General features: G+C 52.2%; 20 protein-coding genes and 1 other annotated feature. Of the genes, 5 read left to right on the top strand and 15 right to left on the bottom strand.

The features are described from left to right. Positions 1-11 precede the first annotated feature (11 nt). The 7 genes from C1714_RS07440 to C1714_RS07415 all read right to left on the bottom strand — a co-directional run bounded on the left by C1714_RS07440 (position 12) and on the right by C1714_RS07415 (position 6,559). Entirely contained in the window at positions 12-1,190 is a 1,179-nt protein-coding gene (locus C1714_RS07440) for a TIGR02678 family protein (RefSeq protein WP_102342590.1), read from the bottom strand. Then, positions 1,187-2,674, bottom strand: a complete 1,488-nt coding sequence (locus C1714_RS07435; protein WP_102342589.1) for a TIGR02677 family protein — start codon at positions 2,672-2,674, stop codon at positions 1,187-1,189. The genes C1714_RS07440 and C1714_RS07435 overlap by 4 nt, the downstream gene beginning before the upstream one ends. A 5-nt stretch (positions 2,675-2,679) precedes the next feature. Beyond that, a complete protein-coding gene (locus C1714_RS07430) occupies positions 2,680-4,041 on the bottom strand; it encodes an MATE family efflux transporter (protein ID WP_102342588.1) in 1,362 nt (453 codons plus the stop codon). A gap of 115 nt (positions 4,042-4,156) precedes the next feature. Beyond that, complete coding sequence (locus tag C1714_RS07425; protein WP_102342587.1) at positions 4,157-4,444, bottom strand: hypothetical protein; 288 nt, start codon at positions 4,442-4,444, stop codon at positions 4,157-4,159. A 33-nt stretch (positions 4,445-4,477) separates the two neighbouring features. Next, positions 4,478-4,645 (bottom strand): hypothetical protein, encoded by a 168-nt coding sequence (locus C1714_RS14025; protein ID WP_167849974.1) that lies wholly within the window; start codon positions 4,643-4,645, stop codon positions 4,478-4,480. Between the two features lie 186 nt (positions 4,646-4,831). Further along, complete coding sequence (locus C1714_RS07420; protein WP_102342586.1) at positions 4,832-5,398, bottom strand: GNAT family N-acetyltransferase; 567 nt, start codon at positions 5,396-5,398, stop codon at positions 4,832-4,834. Positions 5,399-5,407: 9 nt separating this feature from the next. Beyond that, positions 5,408-6,559, bottom strand: coding sequence for an iron-containing alcohol dehydrogenase (locus C1714_RS07415; protein ID WP_102342585.1), 1,152 nt, complete (start codon positions 6,557-6,559; stop codon positions 5,408-5,410). A gap of 176 nt (positions 6,560-6,735) precedes the next feature. Here C1714_RS07415 and C1714_RS07410 point away from each other — a divergent pair, with 176 nt between their 5' ends. Next, positions 6,736-7,458 (top strand): Crp/Fnr family transcriptional regulator, encoded by a 723-nt coding sequence (locus C1714_RS07410; RefSeq protein ID WP_167849973.1) that lies wholly within the window; start codon positions 6,736-6,738, stop codon positions 7,456-7,458. A gap of 5 nt (positions 7,459-7,463) precedes the next feature. On the opposite strand, the gene C1714_RS07405 is transcribed toward C1714_RS07410, so the two are convergent. Then, positions 7,464-7,883 carry a DUF488 domain-containing protein gene (locus C1714_RS07405; protein WP_102342583.1) on the bottom strand — a complete coding sequence of 140 codons (420 nt, stop codon included), beginning with the start codon at positions 7,881-7,883 and terminating at the stop codon, positions 7,464-7,466. A gap of 110 nt (positions 7,884-7,993) precedes the next feature. Next, the gene (locus C1714_RS07400; protein ID WP_102342582.1) at positions 7,994-8,299 is read right to left on the bottom strand and encodes a glutaredoxin-related protein; all 306 of its coding nucleotides are present in this window, start codon (positions 8,297-8,299) and stop codon (positions 7,994-7,996) included. A 94-nt stretch (positions 8,300-8,393) separates the two neighbouring features. On the opposite strand from C1714_RS07400, the gene C1714_RS07395 reads away from it, so the two are divergent. The 4 genes from C1714_RS07395 to C1714_RS07380 are packed head-to-tail and all read left to right on the top strand — an operon-like array spanning position 8,394 to position 11,588. Then, a complete protein-coding gene (locus tag C1714_RS07395; RefSeq protein WP_102342581.1) occupies positions 8,394-9,200 on the top strand; it encodes an HAD hydrolase family protein in 807 nt (268 codons plus the stop codon). A 29-nt stretch (positions 9,201-9,229) separates the two neighbouring features. Next, a complete protein-coding gene (locus C1714_RS07390; RefSeq protein ID WP_102342580.1) occupies positions 9,230-10,123 on the top strand; it encodes a hypothetical protein in 894 nt (297 codons plus the stop codon). A 57-nt stretch (positions 10,124-10,180) separates the two neighbouring features. Next, a complete protein-coding gene (locus C1714_RS07385) occupies positions 10,181-10,543 on the top strand; it encodes a TIGR04076 family protein (RefSeq protein WP_102342579.1) in 363 nt (120 codons plus the stop codon). After that, positions 10,518-11,588, top strand: coding sequence for an aldo/keto reductase (locus C1714_RS07380; RefSeq protein WP_102342578.1), 1,071 nt, complete (start codon positions 10,518-10,520; stop codon positions 11,586-11,588). The genes C1714_RS07385 and C1714_RS07380 overlap by 26 nt, the downstream gene beginning before the upstream one ends. A gap of 75 nt (positions 11,589-11,663) precedes the next feature. On the opposite strand, the gene rpoC is transcribed toward C1714_RS07380, so the two are convergent. The 6 genes from rpoC to C1714_RS07350 form a co-directional block, all read right to left on the bottom strand. Next, positions 11,664-15,527, bottom strand: a complete 3,864-nt coding sequence (gene rpoC, locus C1714_RS07375) for a DNA-directed RNA polymerase subunit beta' (protein ID WP_102342577.1) — start codon at positions 15,525-15,527, stop codon at positions 11,664-11,666. Beyond that, on the bottom strand, positions 15,524-19,711 hold the full coding sequence (gene rpoB, locus C1714_RS07370) for a DNA-directed RNA polymerase subunit beta (protein WP_425349050.1): 4,188 nt from the start codon (positions 19,709-19,711) through the stop codon (positions 15,524-15,526). The genes rpoC and rpoB overlap by 4 nt, the downstream gene beginning before the upstream one ends. A gap of 100 nt (positions 19,712-19,811) precedes the next feature. Beyond that, positions 19,812-20,414 (bottom strand): class I SAM-dependent methyltransferase, encoded by a 603-nt coding sequence (locus tag C1714_RS07365; protein WP_102342576.1) that lies wholly within the window; start codon positions 20,412-20,414, stop codon positions 19,812-19,814. Positions 20,415-20,514: 100 nt separating this feature from the next. Next, complete coding sequence (rplL, locus tag C1714_RS07360; RefSeq protein ID WP_425349049.1) at positions 20,515-20,886, bottom strand: 50S ribosomal protein L7/L12; 372 nt, start codon at positions 20,884-20,886, stop codon at positions 20,515-20,517. A 48-nt stretch (positions 20,887-20,934) separates the two neighbouring features. After that, the gene (gene rplJ / locus C1714_RS07355) at positions 20,935-21,483 is read right to left on the bottom strand and encodes a 50S ribosomal protein L10 (RefSeq protein ID WP_102342574.1); all 549 of its coding nucleotides are present in this window, start codon (positions 21,481-21,483) and stop codon (positions 20,935-20,937) included. A 30-nt stretch (positions 21,484-21,513) separates the two neighbouring features. Further along, positions 21,514-21,641, bottom strand: a sequence feature (ribosomal protein L10 leader region). A 34-nt stretch (positions 21,642-21,675) separates the two neighbouring features. After that, on the bottom strand, positions 21,676-23,340 hold the full coding sequence (locus C1714_RS07350; protein WP_167849972.1) for a nucleoside kinase: 1,665 nt from the start codon (positions 23,338-23,340) through the stop codon (positions 21,676-21,678). Positions 23,341-23,342 lie beyond the last annotated feature (2 nt).

Below are 23,342 nucleotides of genomic sequence, written 5' to 3'. Positions count from 1 at the left end.
CTTCCGCCTCCTTAGAACAGCGTTGTCTGTTCTGATTCCTTCCGTTTCTTCTTCGTGTTTGCCGCTTCTGTCAGCTGGGTACGTGCCCCTTCCGGATAGGCTCCTGCAAACTTCCATACCGCCGGATAAAGACGGATCGTTGTTTCTTCTCTGCGTGCCATCATCCACCCCTGCATGCAGGAAAGAATGCGGCTGATGAGCAGAGGAAGATCCATTTCCCGATATTCTTTACTCCAGGCGCCGCCATATTGTTTGCGGACGGTCTGAACAGCCTGCTGAAAATCATCCGGACTGATCTGAGCCGTACCATCCGCCCCTACCTTCAAATCCTGCTCGCGCAGCCATGCGCATACAAGCACGACTACATCGGATAATGTTGACATATCGGGAAACTCGCGGCCAAACGCTGATGCGTCTTCCTGAAAAACCAGGAAGGCCGCATTGCGGTGGATATCGAGGCGTGCTCCTACAGCCTCCTTCAAATAGCCGCTGACAAAGCGGCGCTGATTGCGCAGGTACAAGGCATCCGCATCATCGACTGAAGACCAGTACATGGCCGGTGATAACAATAATTGGCGGTAGACACGGTTGACCCGCATCCGTCCCCTATCCAGATTGACATCGTCCGCCGCCAGCGTTTCAAAATCCGCCGCCGTTTGACAGGAAGACGTATCATACGGATACGACAGGGCAAAATAGTGTGACAGCCCCGTATTTTCATACAGCACCTCAAACCTTGTATTTCCGGAAACAGAATCCAGGTTTCCTTCATGCAGAATGACAAGGGATATCTTCTCCGCATACTGCATGACACGGATCAGACTGCGGCGGTTGGAAAAAACGGTCCAGTCGACGTTGAGCCATGGTTTCAACTGTGCCTGAATGCGATCCGTCAAATCCGATAATAAGAAGGGATCCCCCTCTTCCTGCTCCTCCAGAAAGATCAGCAGAACGCAGAACATTTCATAGTCACGGATATCGGTAAACTCCTGAATCCCCATAAACGGCTGCGCATGAGCAGGGACTTTTTCCATCCGGATCAGCCGTTCATTGACCACCAGGCGCCAGCCCGGATATTCCGCCACAAACTTCTGCAGAGCAGGCACATCCTGACGGACCGCATAATACAGATCCCGGTCCTCCCGCTTGCAGATCCATTCGTTTTCCAGAAGCACTTGCAGACTGTTCATTCCTCACCCTCAAACACAAGAATATAGCGCGGCATCGTCAAATCTCCGTCCTGGCAGTGCAGAACACACTCTCCCTCTTCCCGGATCAGCTGATAACGCTGGCCGAATTCTGTATGGCTGCGCTTTTCCATCGACATATTCGCATTCGCGATCCAGCCCAGGATCATCTGCCTCAGATCCGCTGAAATCACATCCGGTATCTCCGCAATCACGAGCCGGTGATGATGAATATAGCGTTTGATTTCCTTCCGGTTTTCCTGCATGCGGACCAGATATTCTTCCCGCCGCTGCTGCTGAAAGAGACGGTTCTCCGTATATACTCCCCGTTCGCTGCGGATTCTGCTGGTACGGGAATGCGATGAAAGAAGGTAAACAAACGGTTCCTCTTCCCTGGTTGAAACGTTGATTGAATCGGTGCTGCGATCATCTTCCGTCGCAAAATGACGTGCCTCCTTTGCGCCGAACAGAAAAGCGGACAGACAGTGCGCATCCTCCAGAGAAGCACAATGGTCAAACATATCAATCCAGCGGGCATATTCACTTTGCCGGGAAAGTCTGTGATTCTGCAATTGAACGATCAAAGCCGCATTCTGAATGATTTTTTCAATGATGTCATTGGTCACATCAAGGATGCGCAGGCTCTCACTCGGCTGCCCGTTTTTGGACAGGAACCAGTGTTCCAGGCTGTCCCAGCTGGTAAAGATCTGGGCCCGCAGATCCTTCTCATACGTATCATCCTGTGCCGTCTCTAGATGCGGAATATTCAGCTGACACTGCACAATCCGCTCCAGCATCTTCTGTTTCTGATTCTCATCCAGCCGTCGCAGCAGTAAGGCAATCCGATCCGTGTGCTGCTGAAGCTGCACAATGAAATCACGCAGATAGGCAACGAAACGGTCTTTATGAATAACGAATTCAACGCTTTTCAGGATCTTTTCACCGTTTCCGGAATAAAACTCGCGCAGATAATCACGATAGTTATCGTACATGCAGCGGAAGTCTTCCATCAGTAATTTCCACCAGTCATTGACTCCGGTTTCATTCATAGATGGTATTTGATCCATGTTCTTCAGCTGATTCTCCAGACGCACAAAGTAATTGGAGGACAGGGACGATGACTGCAGCCGCAGATTTTCCAGCTTCCAGACCATGCGTTCAACTTCCACGGCCGCCGGTGTAATGGAATAGCGGAACCGCTTGTTTTTATATTCGGCAATCGTATAGACATGCTTGGGATCCTGGACTGCTTCCAGGTTTCCCCAGGCCACAAGCTGTGCCAGATCCTGCTTCAACTGGGAAGGGTCCAGATCCTGATACAGCGTAAACTCTTCTTTGAGAAGACGCAGCACATCCTCCTGATACAGTGAATTCTGCATCCGCTCATCCGCATGATAAAAGACGCGCATAATAGCACGATACCGGCCGGCATTATCCGCGTTCAAATAGCTGGTTTCATTAATCCGGGAGAGCTCGATTTCACTCATCTTCTTTATTTTAACGGAGTCCCATAGGTTCTGCAGAAATGATCGAAGTTTTGTTTCCAGAAGATGAACATCGCAATCGTCGTAATCACCCAGGACAGCGGGAAACAGAAATACAGCATTTCGAGTGTCGGATGAAGGCGCCAGAACGTAGCGATATAGATCAGCCGCACCACGACAATGCCAAGCATCATAACGACTGTCGGCGTATTGCTGTAGTCCATGCCGCGCATGGAAGCTGCGGGAATATCCAGTACGGCATTAATCCACAGCCACAGAACGACATAGCGCATCCGGACCATACCTGCAACAATGACATCCGGATCATTGGTATACAGCAGAAGCAGCGAATTGCCGAACACGGTCAGAAGAATGCCCATCGACGCCGAAGCAATGGTCATCAGGATCAGTGTTACCCGCATCACCAGCCGGACCTGATGCGTATCCTGCGCGCCGGCCGCCTGTGATGTAAAGGTAATGCATGCATCCGTAAACGCGTTCATCGAGACATAGACAAAGCCTTCCAGATTCAAAGCCGCGCTGTTTCCGGCAACGACGATGGAGCCGAATGTATTCATGGCCTGCTGCACCGCAATATTGGAAACGGACCACATCATGTTCTGAATACCGGCAGGAATTCCAACCCGCATAATTTTGAAGAAGATGTGACGGTCTAAACGAATCTGACGCCATTCCAGTCTGGTCGCATCAGACTGGCGCATCAGAGAAACCGTAACAAGAACGGCGGAAACGATCTCTGAAATCACCGTCGCAATCGCTACGCCGGCAACGCCCATCTTCAGCACAATGACGGTGTACAGATTCAGGATGATATTCAGGATTCCGGCTACCGTCAGATAGACGGTCGGTCTGACGGTATCACCTTTGGAACGCAGAATTGCCGAACCAAAATCATAGATCAGCAGCGGAAGCGAACCGGCAAAGTAAATACGCATATACAGCACGCTCTGGTCAATGATATCGGCCGGGGTGGAAATTGCTGCGAGCATCGGTTCGCTCAAAAAAAAGCCCAGCGCCGTCAAAAGAATGCCCCCGGCAAGCGCAAGCCAGTATGAGGTATGAACTGCCCGCGGGATATTGTTCTGATCCTGGCGGCCGATCATATTGGCAATCACAATATTCGCTCCTACCGCGATGCCGTTAAACAAAGAAATCAGCAGATTTACCAGCGGCGTTGTCGCGCCGACGGCAGCCAGTCCGTCAGCACCGCTGAACTTTCCAACGACTATGGTATCGGCTGCGTTGAACGCAATCTGAAGCGTATAGCTTGCGATCAATGGAAGGGAGAAGATAAACAGATTCTTGAGCAATGGTCCGTGTACCATATCCATCGTTTCCGATTTACGCATAATCTCCTCCTTTTTTCACAAACTCGCACTCGATTATATCAGACCCAAAACAAAATGGAGCCGCAACGTAATAGTAGTCAACAGCTCCATTCATATTTACTTTGTCAACAGAAACTCAGTCGCGGTTATAGGCCGACGCCTGTTCCCCTGCCGTCTTGCCATAGACGACCGTATCAACGATCAGCTCATCGGCCGTCACACCGTAGTAGACTTTCCAGTTGTCTCCATAGTTGTTCTGCAGATACGCATAGGTATCGACGAACTCCGCACCAAGACCGGTCGTCGTATCATGCGTACGCGGATACAGGGAACCCGGGCCCTGGGAAATCGCATCCTTGAACGTCGCACCGAGATCCTCCAGCCACTGATAGCCGGCATAGGCATTGTTCGCAAGATACTCCACCAGCGACAGGCTGGCTACCTTGTCGCCGCCATTCTATGTCTGCTGCGCATACCAGTCTGCCGAATCGAAGATGCCCGTATCACCGCTGGCAAGGTAATCTTCATACTCTTCCTTTACCTTTGCCTGCTGAGCCGCATGCTCATCGATGCCCGGTGTCTCTGCAAGAGCAGTTTCAATCAGCTGCTTGTTGCCATCCGTCATTTCCGCCTTCGACTGCAGATCTTCATCCAGTGTATTGTAGATGCCGCCATTGACGTTGGTATCGCCGCCAAGAATATCCGTTTTTCAACGATGATGACCGACTCTGCACCACTTTGAACCGCGGATACCGCAGCTGCAAGACTGGCTCCGCCTGCAGCTGGCGGCTTGTTTTCCCTTTTTCCGCCATCAGTGGTTCGCCTTCTCCCATTCGTCGCGGGTCAAAATTCCCTCTTCGCACATCTCATCCCGTCCTGCACGTGTATGCATCGGATAGGTTACGGCCGGACGAAATCCGAGTTTTTCTTTCACTCTTCCTGAGCGCGGGTTCGACAGGAAATGGCCACAAACAACCACATCGATATTCTTTTCTTCAAACAGCCACTGCAGCACGGCTCTGCCAGCTTCGGTCATCAGCCCGTTTCCCCAGCGGTCCTTTGCCAGCACATAGCCGATACTGGTTACACGCAGAGCATCGAATTGCGGAAACTTATCCTCCGGATACGAATGAAGTCCAAAGGAGCCGATCACTCTGCCCTTCTCCTCAATCGCAAAATCAATTTTCTGCGCAAGAAAAATATCCAAAATGCGGCGGGTTTCTTCCAGACTCTGATGCGGACTCCAGCCGGCCGGCTGTCCCACACCGTCAACGCTGGCATAGGAATAAAAATCCTGCAGGTCCCCCTGTTCAAAGGGCCGCAGGATCAGGCGCGGCGTCTTCAGCACCGTGCCCGTAACTTTGATCTCTTCCTGCATAAACCAATCCTACCACAGCTGACGGTAGAGATCTGAGACCTGCTCAACTGTGATATCACGGATCGTATTCTGCGGACTGCCGCTTTCCATCGCATCATGTGCCATCTTCGGGATGGCATTCATGAAGGTTTCACGATCAATGCCATACGCTTCCGGCGTCGGAATTTCCATCTCGGCGACCAGCTTCTTCAACGCATCCAGGAACTTTTCCGCTGCCGCCTGATCCGTATCCGAAGCATCGGCCACACCGATTGCACGGCCAAGATCACCGAAGCGATCATACGTACCCGGCAGAGCAAATGTCAGACATACGTTCATCAGCATCGCATTGGAAAGTCCGTGTGCCACATGGAAGAGGGCTCCGATCGGACGGCTCATGCCATGAATGAGAGTAACGGAAGAATTGTTGAAGGCAATGCCCGCCTCCAAAGCCGCAACCGACATCTGAATGCGTGCCTCCTGGTTGGAGCCGTCATGATAGGCTGTCGGAAGATTGGCGAAGATACGCTTTACCGCCGAAACAGCGAAGGTATCAGACAGTGTCTGCGCCTTGCGCGACGTATAGGCCTCAACACAATGGCACAGCGCATCCAGGCCCGTATTGGCCGTCACCGCGGGCGGCGCGGTCATCGTAAACTGCGGATCAATGACAGCCAGCGAAGGTATCAGCTTCGGTCCCTTCAGCAGCATCTTTATATCTTTGCGCGTATCGGTGATGATCGTGAACTGCGTCGCTTCCGACCCGGTTCCTGCCGTCGTCGGGATCGCAGCCATCGGCGGCATCTCAACATCGATCGTCTTCCCAAAGAAGTCAGCGATATCCCCGCCGTTCACAGCCAGGGCACCGATGGCCTTCATCGAATCCAGGCAGCTGCCTCCACCGATCGCAATGAGGAAGTCGCAGCCTTCTTCCCGATACTTCCGGAGTCCGTTTTCAATCATGATATTGTTCGGTTCACCGACGATATCGGAATAAACAGCATACGGAACGTGTTTCTGCTTCAGTGCCGCTTCCACCTTTGCACAGTTGCCAAGCTTGATCATTACCGGATCTGTGACAACCAGTGCCTTCTTCCCCATCGTTGGGAAGATCTTCTCTGCCGCATCCAGCGCTCCCGCCCCCGTGATGATGTGTCCCGGAACAAGAAATTCTCTAGCCATATTCAGCCTCCCGCATTCTTTTGAATTTTCCTCATCTTAGCATCCACCATCGCATCAATAACATCTTCATTGCGGCAAATACTCCCCGCCGTTTTGGTTTCCCGTCTCTGCTTGTGTAGCAGCCACCACCAGGGTCATCGGCTATAATGCATAAAGAAAGACGAAAGCTGACAGCGATGAAGAAGAACGACACAGTCCACGAGGATCCAAAGACAATCACCAAGCGGGATATTGCGGTTCTTCATCAGTCCCGCCTCTTTAAAGGCATCACAGAAGCACAGCTCGAGACTCTTCTGCCCTGTCTCAATGCCCACAAACAGTTCTATGACAAGGGGGACTGGATCTTACGGGCAGGCAATCCGATTGATTCCTCCGGCCTCATCCTTTCCGGAAGCGCCCATGTGGAGCGCTGGGATTACTGGGGTACGCGTCACATCGTTTCCGCTCTGGAGCCGGGTGATCTCTTCGGTGAAAGCTATGCGGCCGTCAATGACAGTGTCCTGAATGTCAGCGTACAGGCCGATGAAGAAACATCCATTCTGCGGCTTGATCTCAAAAAAATGCTGCAGATGTGCGCATCCGCCTGTCCCTTCCATACACGTCTGATTGAGAATCTTGTTGCCCTGCTGGCCCAGCGGAATCTGCACCTTAACGAAAAGCTGACGTACATCACGCAGCATTCGCTTCGTGACAAGATTCTGTCCTATCTTTCGGCAGAATCCCTACGCCAGCACCGTTCCTATTTTGATATTCCCTTCGACCGCCAGCAGCTGGCAGACTATCTCAATGCCGATCGCAGCGCACTGTCCAGCGAACTTTCCAGGCTCAAGTCTGAAGGAATCATCGATTATCAGAAGAACCACTTCTATCTTCGCGTCCCGCCCAAACGGGACGAGTGAAGGGATTACCCTGCTTCCTTATTCAGATACTCCAGCAGTGCTTCGCTGTGACTGCGGCGGTGGACGGTAGCGGTCCCGAGAATACATATGCTCGCATATCTGCGATAATCCTCTGTGAAGATGCGGCGCGCATTGCGCTCTTCCATCTCGCTCAGGTACGCCTGACGGTATCCGTTCCAGTCAACGACATGTTTCGTATAGGCATCCAAGAGATCCGAGTCAGGCGCAAACCGCAGATCATGCACATACTGAGCACCAACGATGTTATGTACGAAATAGGCAAGATCCTTTTCCTTCGTAAATCCGCACAGCTGATTCGTATTGCGCAGCCGCACATCGAGTACAAGATCTGCATTCTGTTTCTTCAGCGTTTCGAAAAACTGCTCAGCTGTTGTCTCATAGGCACTTAATGTAAACAGGTTCATTCGATTGACCAGTCCTTACAACACCTATCGTAGACATTGCACAGATACAATGCGGTTGCGCAGCCAACATTTCCAAAAGAAAACGGCTCCATTGGAAGCCGCATCCCTGTTCAGCAGCCGGAACCGTCAATCCGGCAGGCTTTCACTTCTTTCACTTCTTCGAGTCCTGACTTGAGTCCGGCATCTTCCGGCTTCAGCGTCACAGTTCCGTCTTCCAGAACAAAGCACGGAATTCCGGCATAACCGTTCTTCTTAGCATCATCGAAAACCGGTGAATTATCGCGGATCCGAAGGAATTCCTTCAGATTCTTAACATGGGCACCGATATCGACGAAACGGAAGTTCTCATTTCCTTCGATCTGCTTTTCAACGAAGCTGCAATGAGGGCAGGTAGGCATTCCATAGACTGTAACCATAATCATTTTCTCCTTCACCGGTCTCATTATAAATCGCCCCGGATTCCGTAATCTGAATCATGCTCAGGGATGTTTGTGCTATCCTTTTGTGGATATGAAAAACGGGATGAAAAACAGAAAACGCTATATCTTTTTCGATATCGACAACACCCTGGCTGTTGGTACGCCAGGCAGACAGTATATCCCCGACTCCGCCGTCAGAGCGATTAATGGACTTCGCAGGTCCGGCCACTTTACCGCCATTGCCACCGGCCGTGCTCACGCCATGGCAGAAGACTACCGCAGGAAGCTTGGCTTTGAAAACATGGTCAGCGACGGCGGCTACGGCCTCACGATTGACGGCGTTCTGCGTGAGCTGCGTCCCCTTCCCTATGAGGCGTGTCTTGCGCTTGTTGAAGAATGCAAGGCAAAGAATATTCCCTGGGCCATCCAGGTGGATGACTCGAAGGTACGTCTGGCTCCGGATAATCAATTCTCGGAAGTAAGCCATGATATCTATATGGAGACGAAAGTCGTCAAAGGCCTGGATCCCCACCAGTACAAGGATATTTACAAGCTCTTCGTTGCCGGTCCCTACCCGGTTGAAAATACACTTGTCTCTTTGCAGAATCTGCCCTACTGCCGCTACCACGATTCCTATTTCTTTGTCGAGCCGACGGATAAGGCATACGGCATCCGCAGGATGGTAACAATGATTGGCGCAGAGACGAAGGATGTTATCGTCTTCGGTGATGGCCTCAATGATCTTTCCATGTTCACAAAGGAATGGACCTGTGTTGCCATGGGAAACGCCGTCCCGCAGTTAAAGGCAAAAGCTGACTTTGTCACAAAAGATGCGGCGGATGACGGCATTCTCTATGCCTGCATGCATCTGGGCCTGCTGGATGATGCCGAAGACTGATAAACCACAGTGAAAGGACAGTACAGCGAATGAAAACCGCCGTCTTTCATCTTCCCGGTCTGTTTGAATACTATGATCTTTATCGGGTGTTCCTGCCGCTGTTTCATGATCATCGGGAGTATTTTCATGACTGGTGCCGGATCGGATCCATCTATGGAGCCCCGGCCGCCTGTATCTGGGGCGGCGGACGCACCGGTGCCGAAACCTGCAATCCCGAAGAAGTTCTTCAATTAACCGGGCGATATTGCATCTCTGCCTGCCTTACCTTCAGCAACTCTCTTTTAACACCCGAGCATCTGAAGGATCCTCTCTGCAACGATCTCTGCTGTCTTTTCTCAAGCGCCTGCCCGGGCAGCGGCGTCATCGTATCCTCTGATCTTCTGACGGAGTATCTTCATAGAAGCTATCCCTCTCTTTATCTCGTATCATCCACCACGAAGGTGCTAACCCAGTTTTCTCAGTTTAAGGAAGAGCTGAACCTTCCCGCGTTTTCCTTTGTCGTTCCTGATTTTCGTCTTAACAAAGACATTGCCGACCTGCAGACATTGACACAGATACAGAAAGATAAAACCGCTTTTCTTGTCAACGAATGCTGTGACATCCATTGCCGCCAGAGACGAGAATGCTACGAAGCTGTCAGCCGCGACGTACTGGGCATCGATGGTCCTGTGCATGTGTGCCATGCTCCTCATGGTGCAGAAGGCTACCGTTTTTCACGCGCGATGCACAATCCCTCCTTCATCAGTGTTGATGACATTTTGAATGTCTACCTCCCGCTGGGGTTTTCCCACTTCAAGATCGAAGGAAGAAGTCTCGGATCGGCACTGATTCTTGAATTCCTTCTGTACTATCTCACCAGGCCTGAATATCAGATCAATGTCCGGGAGGAAATCTATCTGAGCAATACGCTCGATCTCTTCTGATGCAGTATTTCATCGCAGTGCTAAAATTACGAAAACGCAGAACACAGGAGAACCGCAATGGACGATACGTTTCAGCTTTATGACCTCAAGGTGGAAGTTGTCGCAGGCGATAAGCCGATGGTGTGCAGCCATCATGCCGGGGATTATTTCCTGGTTCAGGGAGAGAATCTCATCTTCCCCGCAAACCCTTCTTTTTCCATGTATGCACTGGCTGCCCTGATTCCAATATTGCCGGCGAAACAAAGAGTCACGGACCATAATGACTGGATGTATACGGACAGCGAAATCGCCTGCCCGGATCCAAATTGCGGTGCCCGCTTCCGCATTACGCGGATCGGAATCCGCACCTTTCATCACAGCGAAACAACCGTCGTAAAAATGGAGGAAGAGAACAATGGAACCAAAAGCACAGCGCTTTGAACTTGCGCCGGATTATTCGATCAGCCGCGTACTGAACGGCTGCTGGCAGCTGTCGCAGGGTCACAGCCTCAACGGCCCTCTCGACATGAGCGATGTAAAGAAGGCATTTTATGAGCTGAAGGATCTTGGATTTACAACTTTTGACTGCGCCGACATCTATACCGGTGCCGAAGAATTCATCGGTAGCTTCATCGCTGAACTGAAAAAGGACCCGGCCTTCCATGAGGAAGACATCCAGGTCCATACCAAATTCGTTCCCGATCTTGAATATCTGGACAAGGTCGACTTCGCATTCACCGAAAAGATCATCGACCGCTCCCTGATGCGGCTGCACAAGGACATTCTCGACGTCGTTCAGTTTCACTGGTGGGATTACGATGTGGACGGAATGATCCGTACCGCCGGCTATCTCGATGAACTGCGTAGAAAGGGAAAGATCCGCTGCGTTTCAGGAACCAATTTCGACACAAAGCATCTTGCGATGCTCGTGGATGCGGGCATTCCCATCGTATCCATGCAGACGCAGTATTCCCTCTTTGACCGCCGTCCGGAAAAGCAGATGGAGAAGTACTGCCTTGATCATGGCATTTCCCTGATCTGCTATGGAACGCTTGCGGGCGGATTCTTCGCCGAGCGCTATATCGGTGTTCCCCGGGAAGCGATCAGGCCCGAAACACGGTCGCAGGTCAAGTATCTGCAGGTCATTGAAGATTCGCTTGGATGGGATGGCTATCAGAAGCTTTTGAAAATGATGAAGACAATGGCCGATCATCATAGTGTCGGTCTATCACAGATCTCCTCCCGCTGGGTACTGGACAGACCAGCGGTAGCAGCCGTCATCATCGGCGTTCGCAACAGCCGTCACGTCTATGACAATGCCCGGATTTTCTCCTTTGATCTGAGTGATGAGGAAAAGAAGCAGCTGGATGACTTCATCAGCGCCTATCCCACGCTGGATGGAGAGCCGTTCAAACTGGAACGTACCATCGGCTCCAAGTACCGGAACATCATGCACATGAACATCAACGAAGACGAACAGCAGTAATCCTTTACAATCAGAATCAAAAAAATGCGGTCACGTTTCATACGTGCCGCATTTTTAATTGATTCCCTTTGATGCTTACTCTTCCGTGGAAGTGTTTTCTGCCGGTGTCTCCGGTGCCGGTGCAGCTTCTGTGTTGAAGTCGTCATCGTCACTTTCGCCACCGCGCGTCATACTCTCAGGGAGCTGCGGGCGGGCTGCTTCAGCAGCTGCTGCCTGACGCTCACGGCGATGTTCCTTGAGATATTCCGCCTTGGCGAGAATACGCTTCGTCGTTTCACGGTTGTAGGAAGGACGTCCGGTACCGGCCGGAATGAGCTTGCCGATAATGACATTCTCCTTCAGACCTTCCAGATGGTCGACCTTTCCATGAACGGCCGCATCTGTGAGAACACGTGTCGTCTCCTGGAACGATGCAGCGGACAGGAACGAATCCGTCTCGACGGCTGCCTTCGAAATACCGAGCAGAATCGGCGCATACTGTGCCGGCGTCTTGCCCTCATCCAGCAGATCGTTGTTGATTTCGTTCATGCGGGCAATGGACAGCGACTGTCCAGCAACATAGCCGGAATCGCCGCCATCGGTGATCATGACCTTCCGCAGCATCTGACGAATCATAACTTCCAGATGCTTATCGGAAATATCGATGGACTGCGAAGCATACACCTTCTTGACTTCCTTGAGGATGTACTCTTCAACGGCACGTACACCGGCAACCTGCAGCAGTTCCTTCGGAGCGATGGAGCCTTCGGTCATTGCCTGGCCGGCTGTGACCTTGACACCGACCTTGATCCAGCCCAGAAGCGGCTGCGTCAAATCACACTTATGCTCGATGGATTCCTTGGCATTGGAAACCGTGATGATGTTTCCTGCATGGTTATCCGCACCCTTGATATCTGTAATTTCACCGTCAATCTTTGCGATGACAGCGACACGCTTCGGCGTACGGGCTTCAAAGAGCTCCTCAACACGCGGAAGACCCTGTGTAATATCACCGCTCTGGGTAGCAGCACCGCCGGCATGGAAGTTACGCATGGTCAGCTGTGTGCCCGGTTCACCGATTGCCTGTGCCGCCATAACACCGATGGCTTCGCCTGCTTCAACCGGATTGCCTGTTGCCATGTTCTTGCCATAGCACTTTGCGCAGATACCCTTTGTGCTGTCGCAGGTGAAGATGTTGCGGATCCAGACCTGCTTCACACCGGCCTTGATGACCGCCTCCGCAAGATCCTCCGTAACATAGGTATTCTCGCCGACAATGATTTCACCCGTTTCCGGATTCGTCACTGCCCGTGCCGTATAACGACCTTCAATACGCTCATAGAGCGACTCGATGATCGAGTTGTCCTTCTCATCGCGCAGCTCCTCAACCATGTAGCCGCGATCCGTTCCGCAGTCATCCTCGGTAATGACAACCTCATGGCTGACATCAACGAGACGTCTTGTCAGATAACCGGATTCAGCCGTCTTCAGAGCCGTATCGGTCAGACCCTTACGAACACCATGGGAGGCGTTAAAGAACTCCGATACAGTCATTCCTTCACGGAAGCACGAATAGATAGGTACCTCAATGATGGAAGGCTGATATGTACGCGACTTGATCTGCGTCGGACGCGCCATGACACCACGCATACCGGACAGCTGTGTAAAGTGGTTCTTGTTACCACGAGCACCCGAGACAAACATCATGTTCAGCGGGTTCTTGCGCGGGAACGAAGCCATCAGTGTATCACCGACGTCGTTCTTCACATTGTCCCACAGACGCGAGAACGCAGCTTCCCACTCCGGTCCCGTCAGCATACCGCGGTCACGCAGGTTGTTCAGAACATCGGCCTTCTTCTTGCCTTCGGCAACCTTTTCATCCTTACCCGGTGCAATCGGAATATCCGACAGCGCAACGGTCATACCGGCAACCGTCGAGTAGTAGTAGCCCATGTCCTTCAGTTCATCAAGAATATCCGATGAACCGGTTGTGTGATACTTGTCGAAGACCGCGGCAATCAGGTTGCCAAGGTCCTTCTTCTTGAATTCCTTGGTTACCGGACGCGACGCAATCTCCTTCTTGATATCCGTACCTGCCGGAACAAAGTCATCATCCGGCGTCACCTTCATCTTCGTCCCGTCAAACTCGTTCATGTACGGGAAATCTTCCGGGAACGCATTGTTGAAGATGATCTTGCCGACCGACGTCAGCAGATAGCATTCCTTCTGATGTTCCGTCAGGCATGTCTTGTGCAGCGAAGCACCCGGAAGCGCAATACGCGTATGCAGATGAACCATGCCCATCTGTTCCGCAACCAGCACTTCCTCCGGGCTCATGAAGACATGGCCCTCATTGTCGCCGTATCTTCTCCAGCGGTCCGCTTCTGCACTGTAGCCCATGGCTTCCAGCGCATCCGCCTGTGCATAGAACTCTTCTGCCGTCTCTTCCATGTTCAGATAGAAGTTGCCAAGCACAAGGTCCTGGCCAGGCGTAACAATCGGCTTACCATCCTTCGGGCCAAGAATACTGTTGGCCCCGAGCATCAGCACTTCGGTCTCAGCACGTGCTTCTTCCGACAGCGGCAGATGGACAGCCATCTGGTCACCATCGAAGTCCGCGTTGAATGCCGGACATACCAGCGGATGGACACGGATCGCATGCCCCTCAACCAGACGCGGGAAGAACGACTGAATACCCAGACGGTGCAGTGTCGGCGCACGGTTCAGGAATACCGGATGATTCTCAATGACCTTATCAACCGCATCCCATACACGCGCATCCTGACGATCAATAAGCTTTTCAGCCATCCTCGGATTGCTGGCAATCTGCTCATTGACAAGTTCGTTGATTACAAACGGCTTGTACAGATTGACTGCCATTTCCTTCGGAAGACCGCACTGCCACATCTTCAGCGTCGGTCCGATTGCAATAACGGAACGGCCCGAGAAGTCGACACGCTTACCAAGGAGGTTCTGACGGAAACGTCCCTGCTTACCCTTGAGGGAATGCGACAGAGACTTCAGAGCACGTCCGCCCGCACCTGTAATCGGCTTCGAACGGCGGCCGTTATCAATGAGCGCATCCACAGCTTCCTGCAGCATACGCTTCTCATTCTGCACGATGATTGCCGGCGTACCGAGCTCCAGCAACTTCTTGAGACGATTGTTACGCGTAATGACACGGCGATACAGATCATTCAGATCGCTGGTCGCAAAGCGGCCGCCATCCAGCTGCAGCATCGGACGCAGATCAGGCGGAATAACCGGCAGAGCAGTTAGAATCATCCACTCCGGCTTGTTGCCGGAATCACGGAACGCTTCAACGGTCTCAAGGCGTTTGATCAGCTTCTTGCGCTTATCGCCAGAAGCCTTCTCCAGCTCATCCTTGATCTCCTTGTATTCCTTCTCAATGTCAACCTTTTCGAGAAGATCCTTCAGCGCCTCTGCGCCGGTCTTTGCCGTAAAGGCATCCGGACCATAGAGAGCTGTATTTTCACGGAACTCCTTCTCGGAAAGAATCTGCTTGTCAGCCAACTTGGTGCTGCCCTTGTCTGTAACGATCCAGCTGACAAAGTAAACAACTTCTTCCAGCTGCTTGGGAGGAACATTCAGCAGCAGAGAAATACGGCTCGGTGTACCGCGCAGATACCAGATATGCGCAACCGGAGCTGCCAGCTCAATGTGGCCCATTCTTTCACGGCGAACGGAAGCCTTCGTGACTTCGACGCCGCAGCGATCGCAGACAACACCCTGATAGCGGATCTTCTTGTACTTGCCGCAGGCGCACTCCCAGTCCTTTGTCGGACCGAAGATGCGCTCGCAGAACAGACCGTCACGCTCCGGCTTCTGCGTACGATAGTTAATCGTCTCAGGCTTCTTTACTTCGCCATAGGACCATTCCCGGATTTTTTCCGGGGAAGCGAGGCCAATCCGAATCGCACTGAAGTTATTGATATTCATTCGTTATCCTCCTTGCTGGATTCCTCTTCTCCTAAACCGACGACAGCCGCTTCCTCCGGATTGTCTTCGATATTCTTCTGATCCTGAACCGTAAGGTCACCCGGATTTTCCTGAACATCGTTTACAATGCGCTGATGACTCATATCAAGCGTCGTCTCTTCCTTGAGCTCTTCCTGTTCCAGATGCTTCAGATCCATCATGTTGCCTTCGTCATCCATCATCTCAACATCGAGAGCCAAAGCCTGCAGCTCATGGACCATGACACGGAACGACTCCGGAACACCCGGCTCCGGCAGATCCCTGCCCTTTTCAATTGCTTCATAGGTCTTTGTACGGCCCATGATATCGTCGGACTTGACCGTCATCATTTCCTGCAGCGTATGGGCAGCGCCATAGGCTTCCAGAGCCCAGACTTCCATTTCACCGAAACGCTGGCCGCCGTTCTGCGCCTTACCGCCGAGAGGCTGCTGCGTAACCAGAGAGTACGGACCCGTCGCACGTGCATGGAGCTTATCGTCAACCATGTGCGCCAGCTTGATCATGTACATGACACCGACGGAAATCGGCTCATCGAACACTTCACCAGTCTGACCATCGCGGAGCAGATACTTGTACTTGACGCCTGCTTCCTTCATAACGTCATCCAGTTCATCACTTGTGATGCCATCAAAGACCGGACCGGCAAACTTCACACCAAGACGCGAAGCAGCCATTCCCAGATGCAGCTCAAGCACCTGTCCAATGTTCATACGGGAAGGAACACCGAACGGGTTCAGCATAATGTCGATCGGCGTACCGTCTTCCATGAACGGCATATCCTCGATCGGATTGATTCTTGAAATGACACCCTTGTTGCCATGACGGCCGGCCATCTTATCGCCCTCAGTAATCTTACGCTTCTGAGCGACATATACCTTGACGACCTCGTTGACACCCGGAGCCAGCTCATGATCTTCCTTGCGGTTGAAGACGCGGACACTGTGGACAATGCCGGCGCCGCCGTGCGGAACCTTGAGGGAATTGTCGCGGACTTCGCGGCTCTTCTCACCGAAGATCGCCAGCAGCAGCTTCTCTTCCGGCGTCACTTCGCTCTGTCCCTTCGGCGTCACCTTACCGACGAGAATATCGCCTTCCTTGACTTCCGCACCGACCATGACGATGCCGCGCGTATCCAGGTTGCGGCATGCCGACTCAGCGACATTCGGAATATCACGGGTAATCTCTTCGGCGCCGAGCTTCGTATCACGGCACTCCAGATCATATTCTTCAATATGAACCGACGTATAGATATCATCACGGACCATGCGCTCACTCATGATGATGGCATCCTCGTAGTTGTAGCCATGCCATGTCATGAAGGCGACGAGAACGTTCTGACCAAGCGCCAGTTCACCGTTGTTCATGGCCGGACCATCGGCGAGAATCTCGCCGCGGGTCACATGTTCGCCATCTTCAACAATCGGACGCTGATTGATGCAGGTGCTTGCATTGGAGCGGCGGAACTTCGTCAGATCGTACGTATGCTCCACACCCTGATCATCCGTAACGACAATCTTGCCCGCATCGACGTAGGTGACGGTACCATCCGTCGTGGAGAGGCATGCGGCACCGGAATCGTGTGCGATCCGGTACTCAACACCCGTTCCGACATACGGGGAGTGCGGATCCAGCAGAGGAACTGCCTGCCGCTGCATGTTCGCGCCCATGAGGGCACGGTGACCATCATCGTTTTCGAGGAACGGAACGCAGGCCGTAGCGACTGAAACAACCTGCATAGGCGTAACGTCGCAGAAGTCAACATCCTTGAGATCTGCGTTCACGGTTTCACCGGCAATACGGGCAACAACAGTACCGTTTTCATCCGGGACGATCTTATCACCATCCAGCTTGATTGCCTGGGCAATAACGTGATCCGCCTCTTCATCAGCCGGCATGTACACGATGTCATTCGTAACGCAGCCATTGACGACACGGCGGTACGGCGTCTCGATGAAGCCGTACTCATCAATGCGGGCATAGCTTGCCAGATAGTTGATCAGACCGATGTTCGGACCTTCCGGTGTCTCAATCGGGCAGATACGGCCATAGTGCGAGTTATGAATATCACGGACTTCGAAGCCTGCACGCTCACGCGTCAGACCGCCCGGACCAAGTGCAGAGATACGGCGCTTGTTCGACAGCATGGCCAGCGGATTTTCCTGATCCATGAACTGGGACAGCTGCGAAGAAGAGAAGAATTCCTTCATCGCTGCCTTCAGCGGATTGGTATTGGTCAGTTGCTTCGGTGTCATGCCGGACGCATCCGCAATGGACATCTTTTCCTTGACGTTGCGCTCCATGCGGGAAAGACCGACACGGAACTGGTTCTGCAGCAGTTCGCCAACCGTACGAATACGACGGTTGCCCAGCATATCAATATCATCAACGGAACCGATGCCGTCCAGCATTGTCAGCTGATAGTCATAGAGCGCATACATATCGCTCATCGTGATCGTGTGCTTGTCGCCCAGCGGATCGGTGCCGATCACCTTGACAGGAGTATCGTCGTCATTGAGGATCGTCACTTCCTGAACACAGGCGCCAACAAGCCAGATCGTAACCTTTCTGCCATCCATGACGGCATTGACGATCGCACTCTTATCATCCGCGGTCAGCGTCATGACCGGCTCATCAACGATGTAACGGCCAACCAGAACCGTACCGTCTTCACGGGTGATATCTTCGCCGCCGACGGTTGCACGGCCGATTACATAGAGACGGCTGCCGTAGTTGAGAACAGCGCTGACATTGTCATTGGTAACTTCGATGCCGTCTGCGTATACGCAGGACCATACCTTGACGCTGTCTGCTTCCTTGGCAAGCAGCTTGGCATCTTCCGGCGTAATGACCGTCCCCTTCTGCCAGGAGTGCTTCTTGCCTTCCACATCTTCGGCAAGAACACGGCCGACCAGAGCCTTCGTCCAGGACGTCTGCATCTCGGCAACCGTAGGATGCGAGAATTCATGCTTGAACGGCAGTGCGCGGCAGGAAATGCCCTTGTTGAACTCATCACGGAGCAGAGAACGATCTGCCTTGGTGATCTTGCGGTTCTTCTTGAAGACAACACTGCCGTCGGCACCGGCCAGATCCGACTTCAGACGGTATCCGACCAGACGATCAAGAACACCGAGCTTCTTGTTGACCTTGTAGCGGCCGACCTTGAGCATGTCATAGCGGCGATAGTCAAAGAACTTCTGATCCATCGTCGTAATGGCGCCATCGATCGTCGCAATGTCATCTGCACGCTGGTTCTCATAAACCGTCAGCAGAGCATCACGCGTCGTAGCAGTCTTATCAGCTGCCAGCGTGTTACGGATCTCTTCGTAGTTTCCGAAGACGCTGGTATACAGCAGCATATAATCATTCAGATATTCACGCTGCTCGTCGTCAACGACAACATCCGGATACAGTTCAAAACGCAGAGCCTTAAGGAACTTCTGAATCTCTGTCGTATCAAATGCATTGTCGCCGGAAATCTTATCAAGCGACATACCAATGGCCTTGAAAAGAATCGTCGAAAGGATCTTCCGGCGCCGGTCGATGGAAACGTTGACCAGGCGGCCGAGGGCAGCCTTCTTTTCATCGGTCATGAACTCCAGCCACGTGCCGCGGCTCGGAATCAGTTCGCATGCGTAGGTATCTGCACCCGTGTGCTCCTCATTCTCAATCGAGAAGTAGGCACCCGGAGAACGGACGATCTGAGAAACGATAACCCGTTCTGCACCATTGATGATGAAAGTTCCGCCCGGCGTCATCATCGGGAAGTCGCCGAGGAAGATTTCATCGTGTTTCTGAATGATTTCGCCGGTCTCCTGATCGACGATCTCGAGTTCCATATTCGCCTTGAGCGGTGCACAGTAGTTCACTTCACGATACTTGCACTCAGCAATGTCGTACTTCGGCTCACCGAACTCGTAATTCAGAAATTTCAGCTTGATATTGCCGGCATAGTTAGAAATCGGGAAAACATCGTCAAAAACCTCCTGAATTCCCTCTTTCACGAACCACTCGAATGAGGCCGTCTGAATTTCCGTAAGATCCGGAAGATCAAGGCCGGCCGAGACCTTGGAATAGTCGCGCCGGACACTCTTTGGGCCGAAATTCGTTAAGCGGTATGCCTGCTGCTTGTTTTCCATGTATGCCATCCTTTCGCCTGTCATGTCAGGAAATGCCGAAAAGGGTACACTGACCCCTTCCCAAATGTATTTAAGCAATCAAAAATTTTAGCATTGACTTTTTACCCCGTCAATGCTTCACACAGCAAAAAATCCGATATCCCTTCTTGCTCAGAGCGATTTCACAGTTTCCGAACAGACTGGACAGTTTTTTCTGCGCGCTGTCAGCTCCCTGCTTGCGGCGTACAACGGCATACAGCCGCCCGCCTTCATGCAGATGCATATATGCATCTTCGAAGAATGTATATACGATCATCTTTCCGGCCCGGATCGGGGGATTGGTAATGACAAGATCAAAGCTCCTGTCCCCGATGGCGCTGAATCCATCGGATACCAGAGCATCGACTTCCACATGAGCCCTCTGCGCATTCAGCTGCGCCAGCTCAACGGCACGCGGATTAATGTCCACGCACGTCACTGCACATTCCGGAAACAGAGTTTTTACAACAACGCCAACCGTCCCATAGCCGCAGCCAAGATCCAGTACGGATCCGGAAACAGGATTCCGGCATACTGCATTCAACAGCAGTTCCGTACCCTGATCTACGCCGCTCTTGGAAAAGACACCCAGGTCGGTTGTAAATGTGAAGACCTGATTTGAAAAAAAGAAGGAGTGTTCACGACGGTCTGCAGGCAGATCGGAATTATCCGTAAAATAATGCCTGTCCTCCATGGAACCCTCCTCCTTTCCTTTCAGGGGCGAAAGGCCGAGGAACCTTCTCCTCGGCTTTTCCTTGTATTTTTCAATTGCCTGAAGCCTGTGTTGAATGAAATTACTTCAGTTCAACAGTAGCGCCAGCATCGGTCAGCTGCTTCTTGATGTTCTCAGCCTCTTCAGCCGGTACATCCTTCTTGATCTCAGCCGGAACCGTATCAACCAGCTTCTTAGCCTCAACCAGGCCAAGACCCGTGATTGTACGAACGACCTTGATGACAGCAACCTTGGACTCGCCGAAGCTCGTCATAACAACCGTAACGTTCTTCGGAGCAGCAGCAGCGGCATCCTCAGCCGGAGCAGCAGCAGCCGCAACCGGAGCAGCAGCCGTAACGCCGTACTTCTCCTCAATGGACTTTACGAGATCGTTGAGATCAAGAATTGTAGCAGTATCAAGATAAGCAAGAATATCTTCCTTTGTAATAGCCATGATATGTTTTCTCCTTTTCTAGTTTTTTCCTATTTCTGGCTTTGAAACTCACTTCGCTTCTGCAGCTTCTGCTGCCGGAGCACTTTCTGCCGGTGCCGCAGCACCATCCGCCGGCTTCGCATCTGCAACTGCCTTGACGACACGTGCGAACGAAGAAACCGGAGCCTGCAGGACAGACAGCAGCATCGAAAGCATTCCTTCTCTGTTCGGCAGAGCAGCTAATGCATTGATGGTATCCAGGTCAACAACCTTTCCTTCAACAATGCCGCCCTTGAGAACCAGATTCTTGTGCTTCTTGGCAAACTTTGCCATGACGCGGGCTGCCCCCGTCTCATCTCCACCGAATGCCATTGCGTTCGGGCCTGTCAGGACATTGCTCAGTTCACCATAGCCTGCAGCGTCAGCAGCCTTTGAAGCGAGAGTGTTCTTGTAGACCTTGAGCTCTACATTCTCCTTCATCAGCGCTCTGCGCAGCTCGGTGACTTCAGCAACGCTCAGGCCGCGGTACTCAGCGACAACCGTGGAAGAAGAGCCGGTGAACTTGTTCTGAATTTCAGAAACAACGTTCTTTTTTGACTCTAAAACCGCCTGATTCATTGATTCACCTTCACCTTTCTGTTATCGCCTACCTGTTTATAAAAAGGCCCCTGCGCAAAACAAGGGCCGAAAGGTTCAAATCTTTTTCTACCTTTTCTACCTCGGTAACCTTATTGAGCTTGCGCCGTTACTGTCTCTGGTATTTGATAACGCACTGATAATATCACTCTTTTGAAATCTGTCAATCAGTTTTCAAAGGGCAATGACCGATCCGCCGATAAATTCCCGCAGGATCGAATTGTTCGGAATAATCGAATCATCATGCATCGTCTTGAAGAAGGCAAGAAACCGCAGCATCCGCTGTGCCTCCGGATACTCGGGCATCGAAGAGTCAATCGCCTCCAACTGCGGCCGGGCATACTTCTTGAGCACGCTCAGCTCATATAGACAGGTGCTGTTGAAGAAGGCATCTGCTTCATCACAGAACGGAAAAATATTCTGATCCTCACCCTGGCGCACTTCTTCCCAGGTATTGATGGTCAGCCGCGCATCCCGGCTGCGGAACTGGGCATCGCGGACAATCCTTCTGAGCATGCGTGCATCCGTCGTGGGAATGCGGTTATGCGCATCGATGTTCAGCTGGGTCAAAGGCGAAATGTAGATGCGGAACTTCACATCATCCGGAATTTGTTCGGTCAGAGCCGGATTGAGACAGTGCAGACCTTCAATGACCAGCGGCTGCGTGTCCGTGATCCGGATGATCCGTTTCCCGTATTCCTTTTTCCCGCTGACAAAGTTGAAATACGGAATATCAACCTTCTTCCCCGCCAGCAGGTCATTCATCTGCGTATTGAACAGTTCCCGATCCAGTGCCCGCAGCGACTCGAAGTCCGGCTTCCCGTTTTCCAGCAGCGGCGTCTCGCTGCGCTCAAGGAAATAATCGTCTGTCCCCAGGTATACCGGCCGTAATCCCGTCACCCGCAGCTGAATGCACAGCCGCTTGGCAAAGGTTGTCTTGCCCGAAGACGAGGGACCGGCAATCAGGATGATCCGCTTTTTTTCATCATGAATGCGCTGTGCCAGCTGCGAAATCTTCTTTTCATGCAGCGCTTCCGACAGCAGCACAAGTTCCCTGGTGGCTTCGGAATCTTCCATGATTTCATTAAGGTCGGCAGCCGTCTCGATGCCCATCAGACGATCCCAGCGTGTCTCTTCGGAAAAAGCAGAGTACAGCAGCGGCTGATTCTCAAAGGCGGGTACTTCATCCGGCCTGGAAGGATGCGGAAACCGCAGCAGGATGCCGTTCTTATAGCGGCGCACTTCAAAGTACTTCAGATAGGATGTGTCCGGAAGAAGTTCATCATAGAAGATCTCCGCCTCCTGCCCTACCTGAAACAGGTGAGCCTGCTGAATGTCAGGACTGGAAGATAGCAGACGTACCTGATCCTGCCTGTTCATTGTTTTGGCATAATCGATCATCTGTTCGCGGTTCAGCGAAAGATCGGTAAACGGAAGCTCCTTCTTTACGGCATCGCGCATCGCCGCCTCTATTTTCTGACAGTCCTCTTCCGTAAATACTGCGGGCTTCAGCGTAATGAACAGCCCCTTGGAAAGACTGTTATGCACGATGACGGAAACGTCGCGACCAAGCACCTCGTGCACGGCGAGCGTAAACAGCAGCGTCAAAGAAAACTGGTAGATCAGATTGGCTTCATTGGTTCTCAGATCCAGCAGTTCGATCGTGCAGTCACTCTCAACGCTGTCGGTAAGACGGCGTGTTTCGTGATTGACTCTTGCGCAAAGGATCTCGTATCTGCACTCGCTCTGCAGCGAATCGGCAATGTCCTTGAGCCTTGCACTTCCCGTATCTGTGCGGAAATATTCTCTGCCTTCCGGGGTAATGATTCTTAGATTCATCG

Origin of the sequence: Galactobacillus timonensis (genome assembly GCF_900240265.1) — a bacterium.
In the GTDB taxonomy this organism is placed as follows: Bacteria; Bacillota_I; Bacilli_A; order Erysipelotrichales; family Erysipelotrichaceae; genus Bulleidia; species Bulleidia timonensis.
This window is presented reverse-complemented; position numbering and strand designations above follow the sequence as displayed.

Bases quoted from the DNA above. Each gene is read 5' to 3' on its own strand.
- C1714_RS07440 (WP_102342590.1), bottom strand. From the start codon at position 1,190: ATGAACAGTCTGCAAGTGCTTCTGGAAAACGAATGGATCTGCAAGCGG.
- C1714_RS07435 (WP_102342589.1), bottom strand. From the start codon at position 2,674: ATGAGTGAAATCGAGCTCTCCCGGATTAATGAAACCAGCTATTTGAAC.
- C1714_RS07430 (WP_102342588.1), bottom strand. From the start codon at position 4,041: ATGCGTAAATCGGAAACGATGGATATGGTACACGGACCATTGCTCAAG.
- C1714_RS14025 (WP_167849974.1), bottom strand. From the start codon at position 4,645: ATGACGGATGGCAACAAGCAGCTGATTGAAACTGCTCTTGCAGAGACA.
- C1714_RS07420 (WP_102342586.1), bottom strand. From the start codon at position 5,398: ATGCAGGAAGAGATCAAAGTTACGGGCACGGTGCTGAAGACGCCGCGC.
- C1714_RS07415 (WP_102342585.1), bottom strand. From the start codon at position 6,559: ATGGCTAGAGAATTTCTTGTTCCGGGACACATCATCACGGGGGCGGGA.
- C1714_RS07410 (WP_167849973.1), top strand. From the start codon at position 6,736: ATGAAGAAGAACGACACAGTCCACGAGGATCCAAAGACAATCACCAAG.
- C1714_RS07405 (WP_102342583.1), bottom strand. From the start codon at position 7,883: ATGAACCTGTTTACATTAAGTGCCTATGAGACAACAGCTGAGCAGTTT.
- C1714_RS07400 (WP_102342582.1), bottom strand. From the start codon at position 8,299: ATGGTTACAGTCTATGGAATGCCTACCTGCCCTCATTGCAGCTTCGTT.
- C1714_RS07395 (WP_102342581.1), top strand. From the start codon at position 8,394: ATGAAAAACGGGATGAAAAACAGAAAACGCTATATCTTTTTCGATATC.
- C1714_RS07390 (WP_102342580.1), top strand. From the start codon at position 9,230: ATGAAAACCGCCGTCTTTCATCTTCCCGGTCTGTTTGAATACTATGAT.
- C1714_RS07385 (WP_102342579.1), top strand. From the start codon at position 10,181: ATGGACGATACGTTTCAGCTTTATGACCTCAAGGTGGAAGTTGTCGCA.
- C1714_RS07380 (WP_102342578.1), top strand. From the start codon at position 10,518: ATGGAACCAAAAGCACAGCGCTTTGAACTTGCGCCGGATTATTCGATC.
- rpoC (WP_102342577.1), bottom strand. From the start codon at position 15,527: ATGAATATCAATAACTTCAGTGCGATTCGGATTGGCCTCGCTTCCCCG.
- rpoB (WP_425349050.1), bottom strand. From the start codon at position 19,711: ATGGCATACATGGAAAACAAGCAGCAGGCATACCGCTTAACGAATTTC.
- C1714_RS07365 (WP_102342576.1), bottom strand. From the start codon at position 20,414: ATGGAGGACAGGCATTATTTTACGGATAATTCCGATCTGCCTGCAGAC.
- rplL (WP_425349049.1), bottom strand. From the start codon at position 20,886: ATGGCTATTACAAAGGAAGATATTCTTGCTTATCTTGATACTGCTACA.
- rplJ (WP_102342574.1), bottom strand. From the start codon at position 21,483: ATGAATCAGGCGGTTTTAGAGTCAAAAAAGAACGTTGTTTCTGAAATT.
- C1714_RS07350 (WP_167849972.1), bottom strand. From the start codon at position 23,340: ATGAATCTAAGAATCATTACCCCGGAAGGCAGAGAATATTTCCGCACA.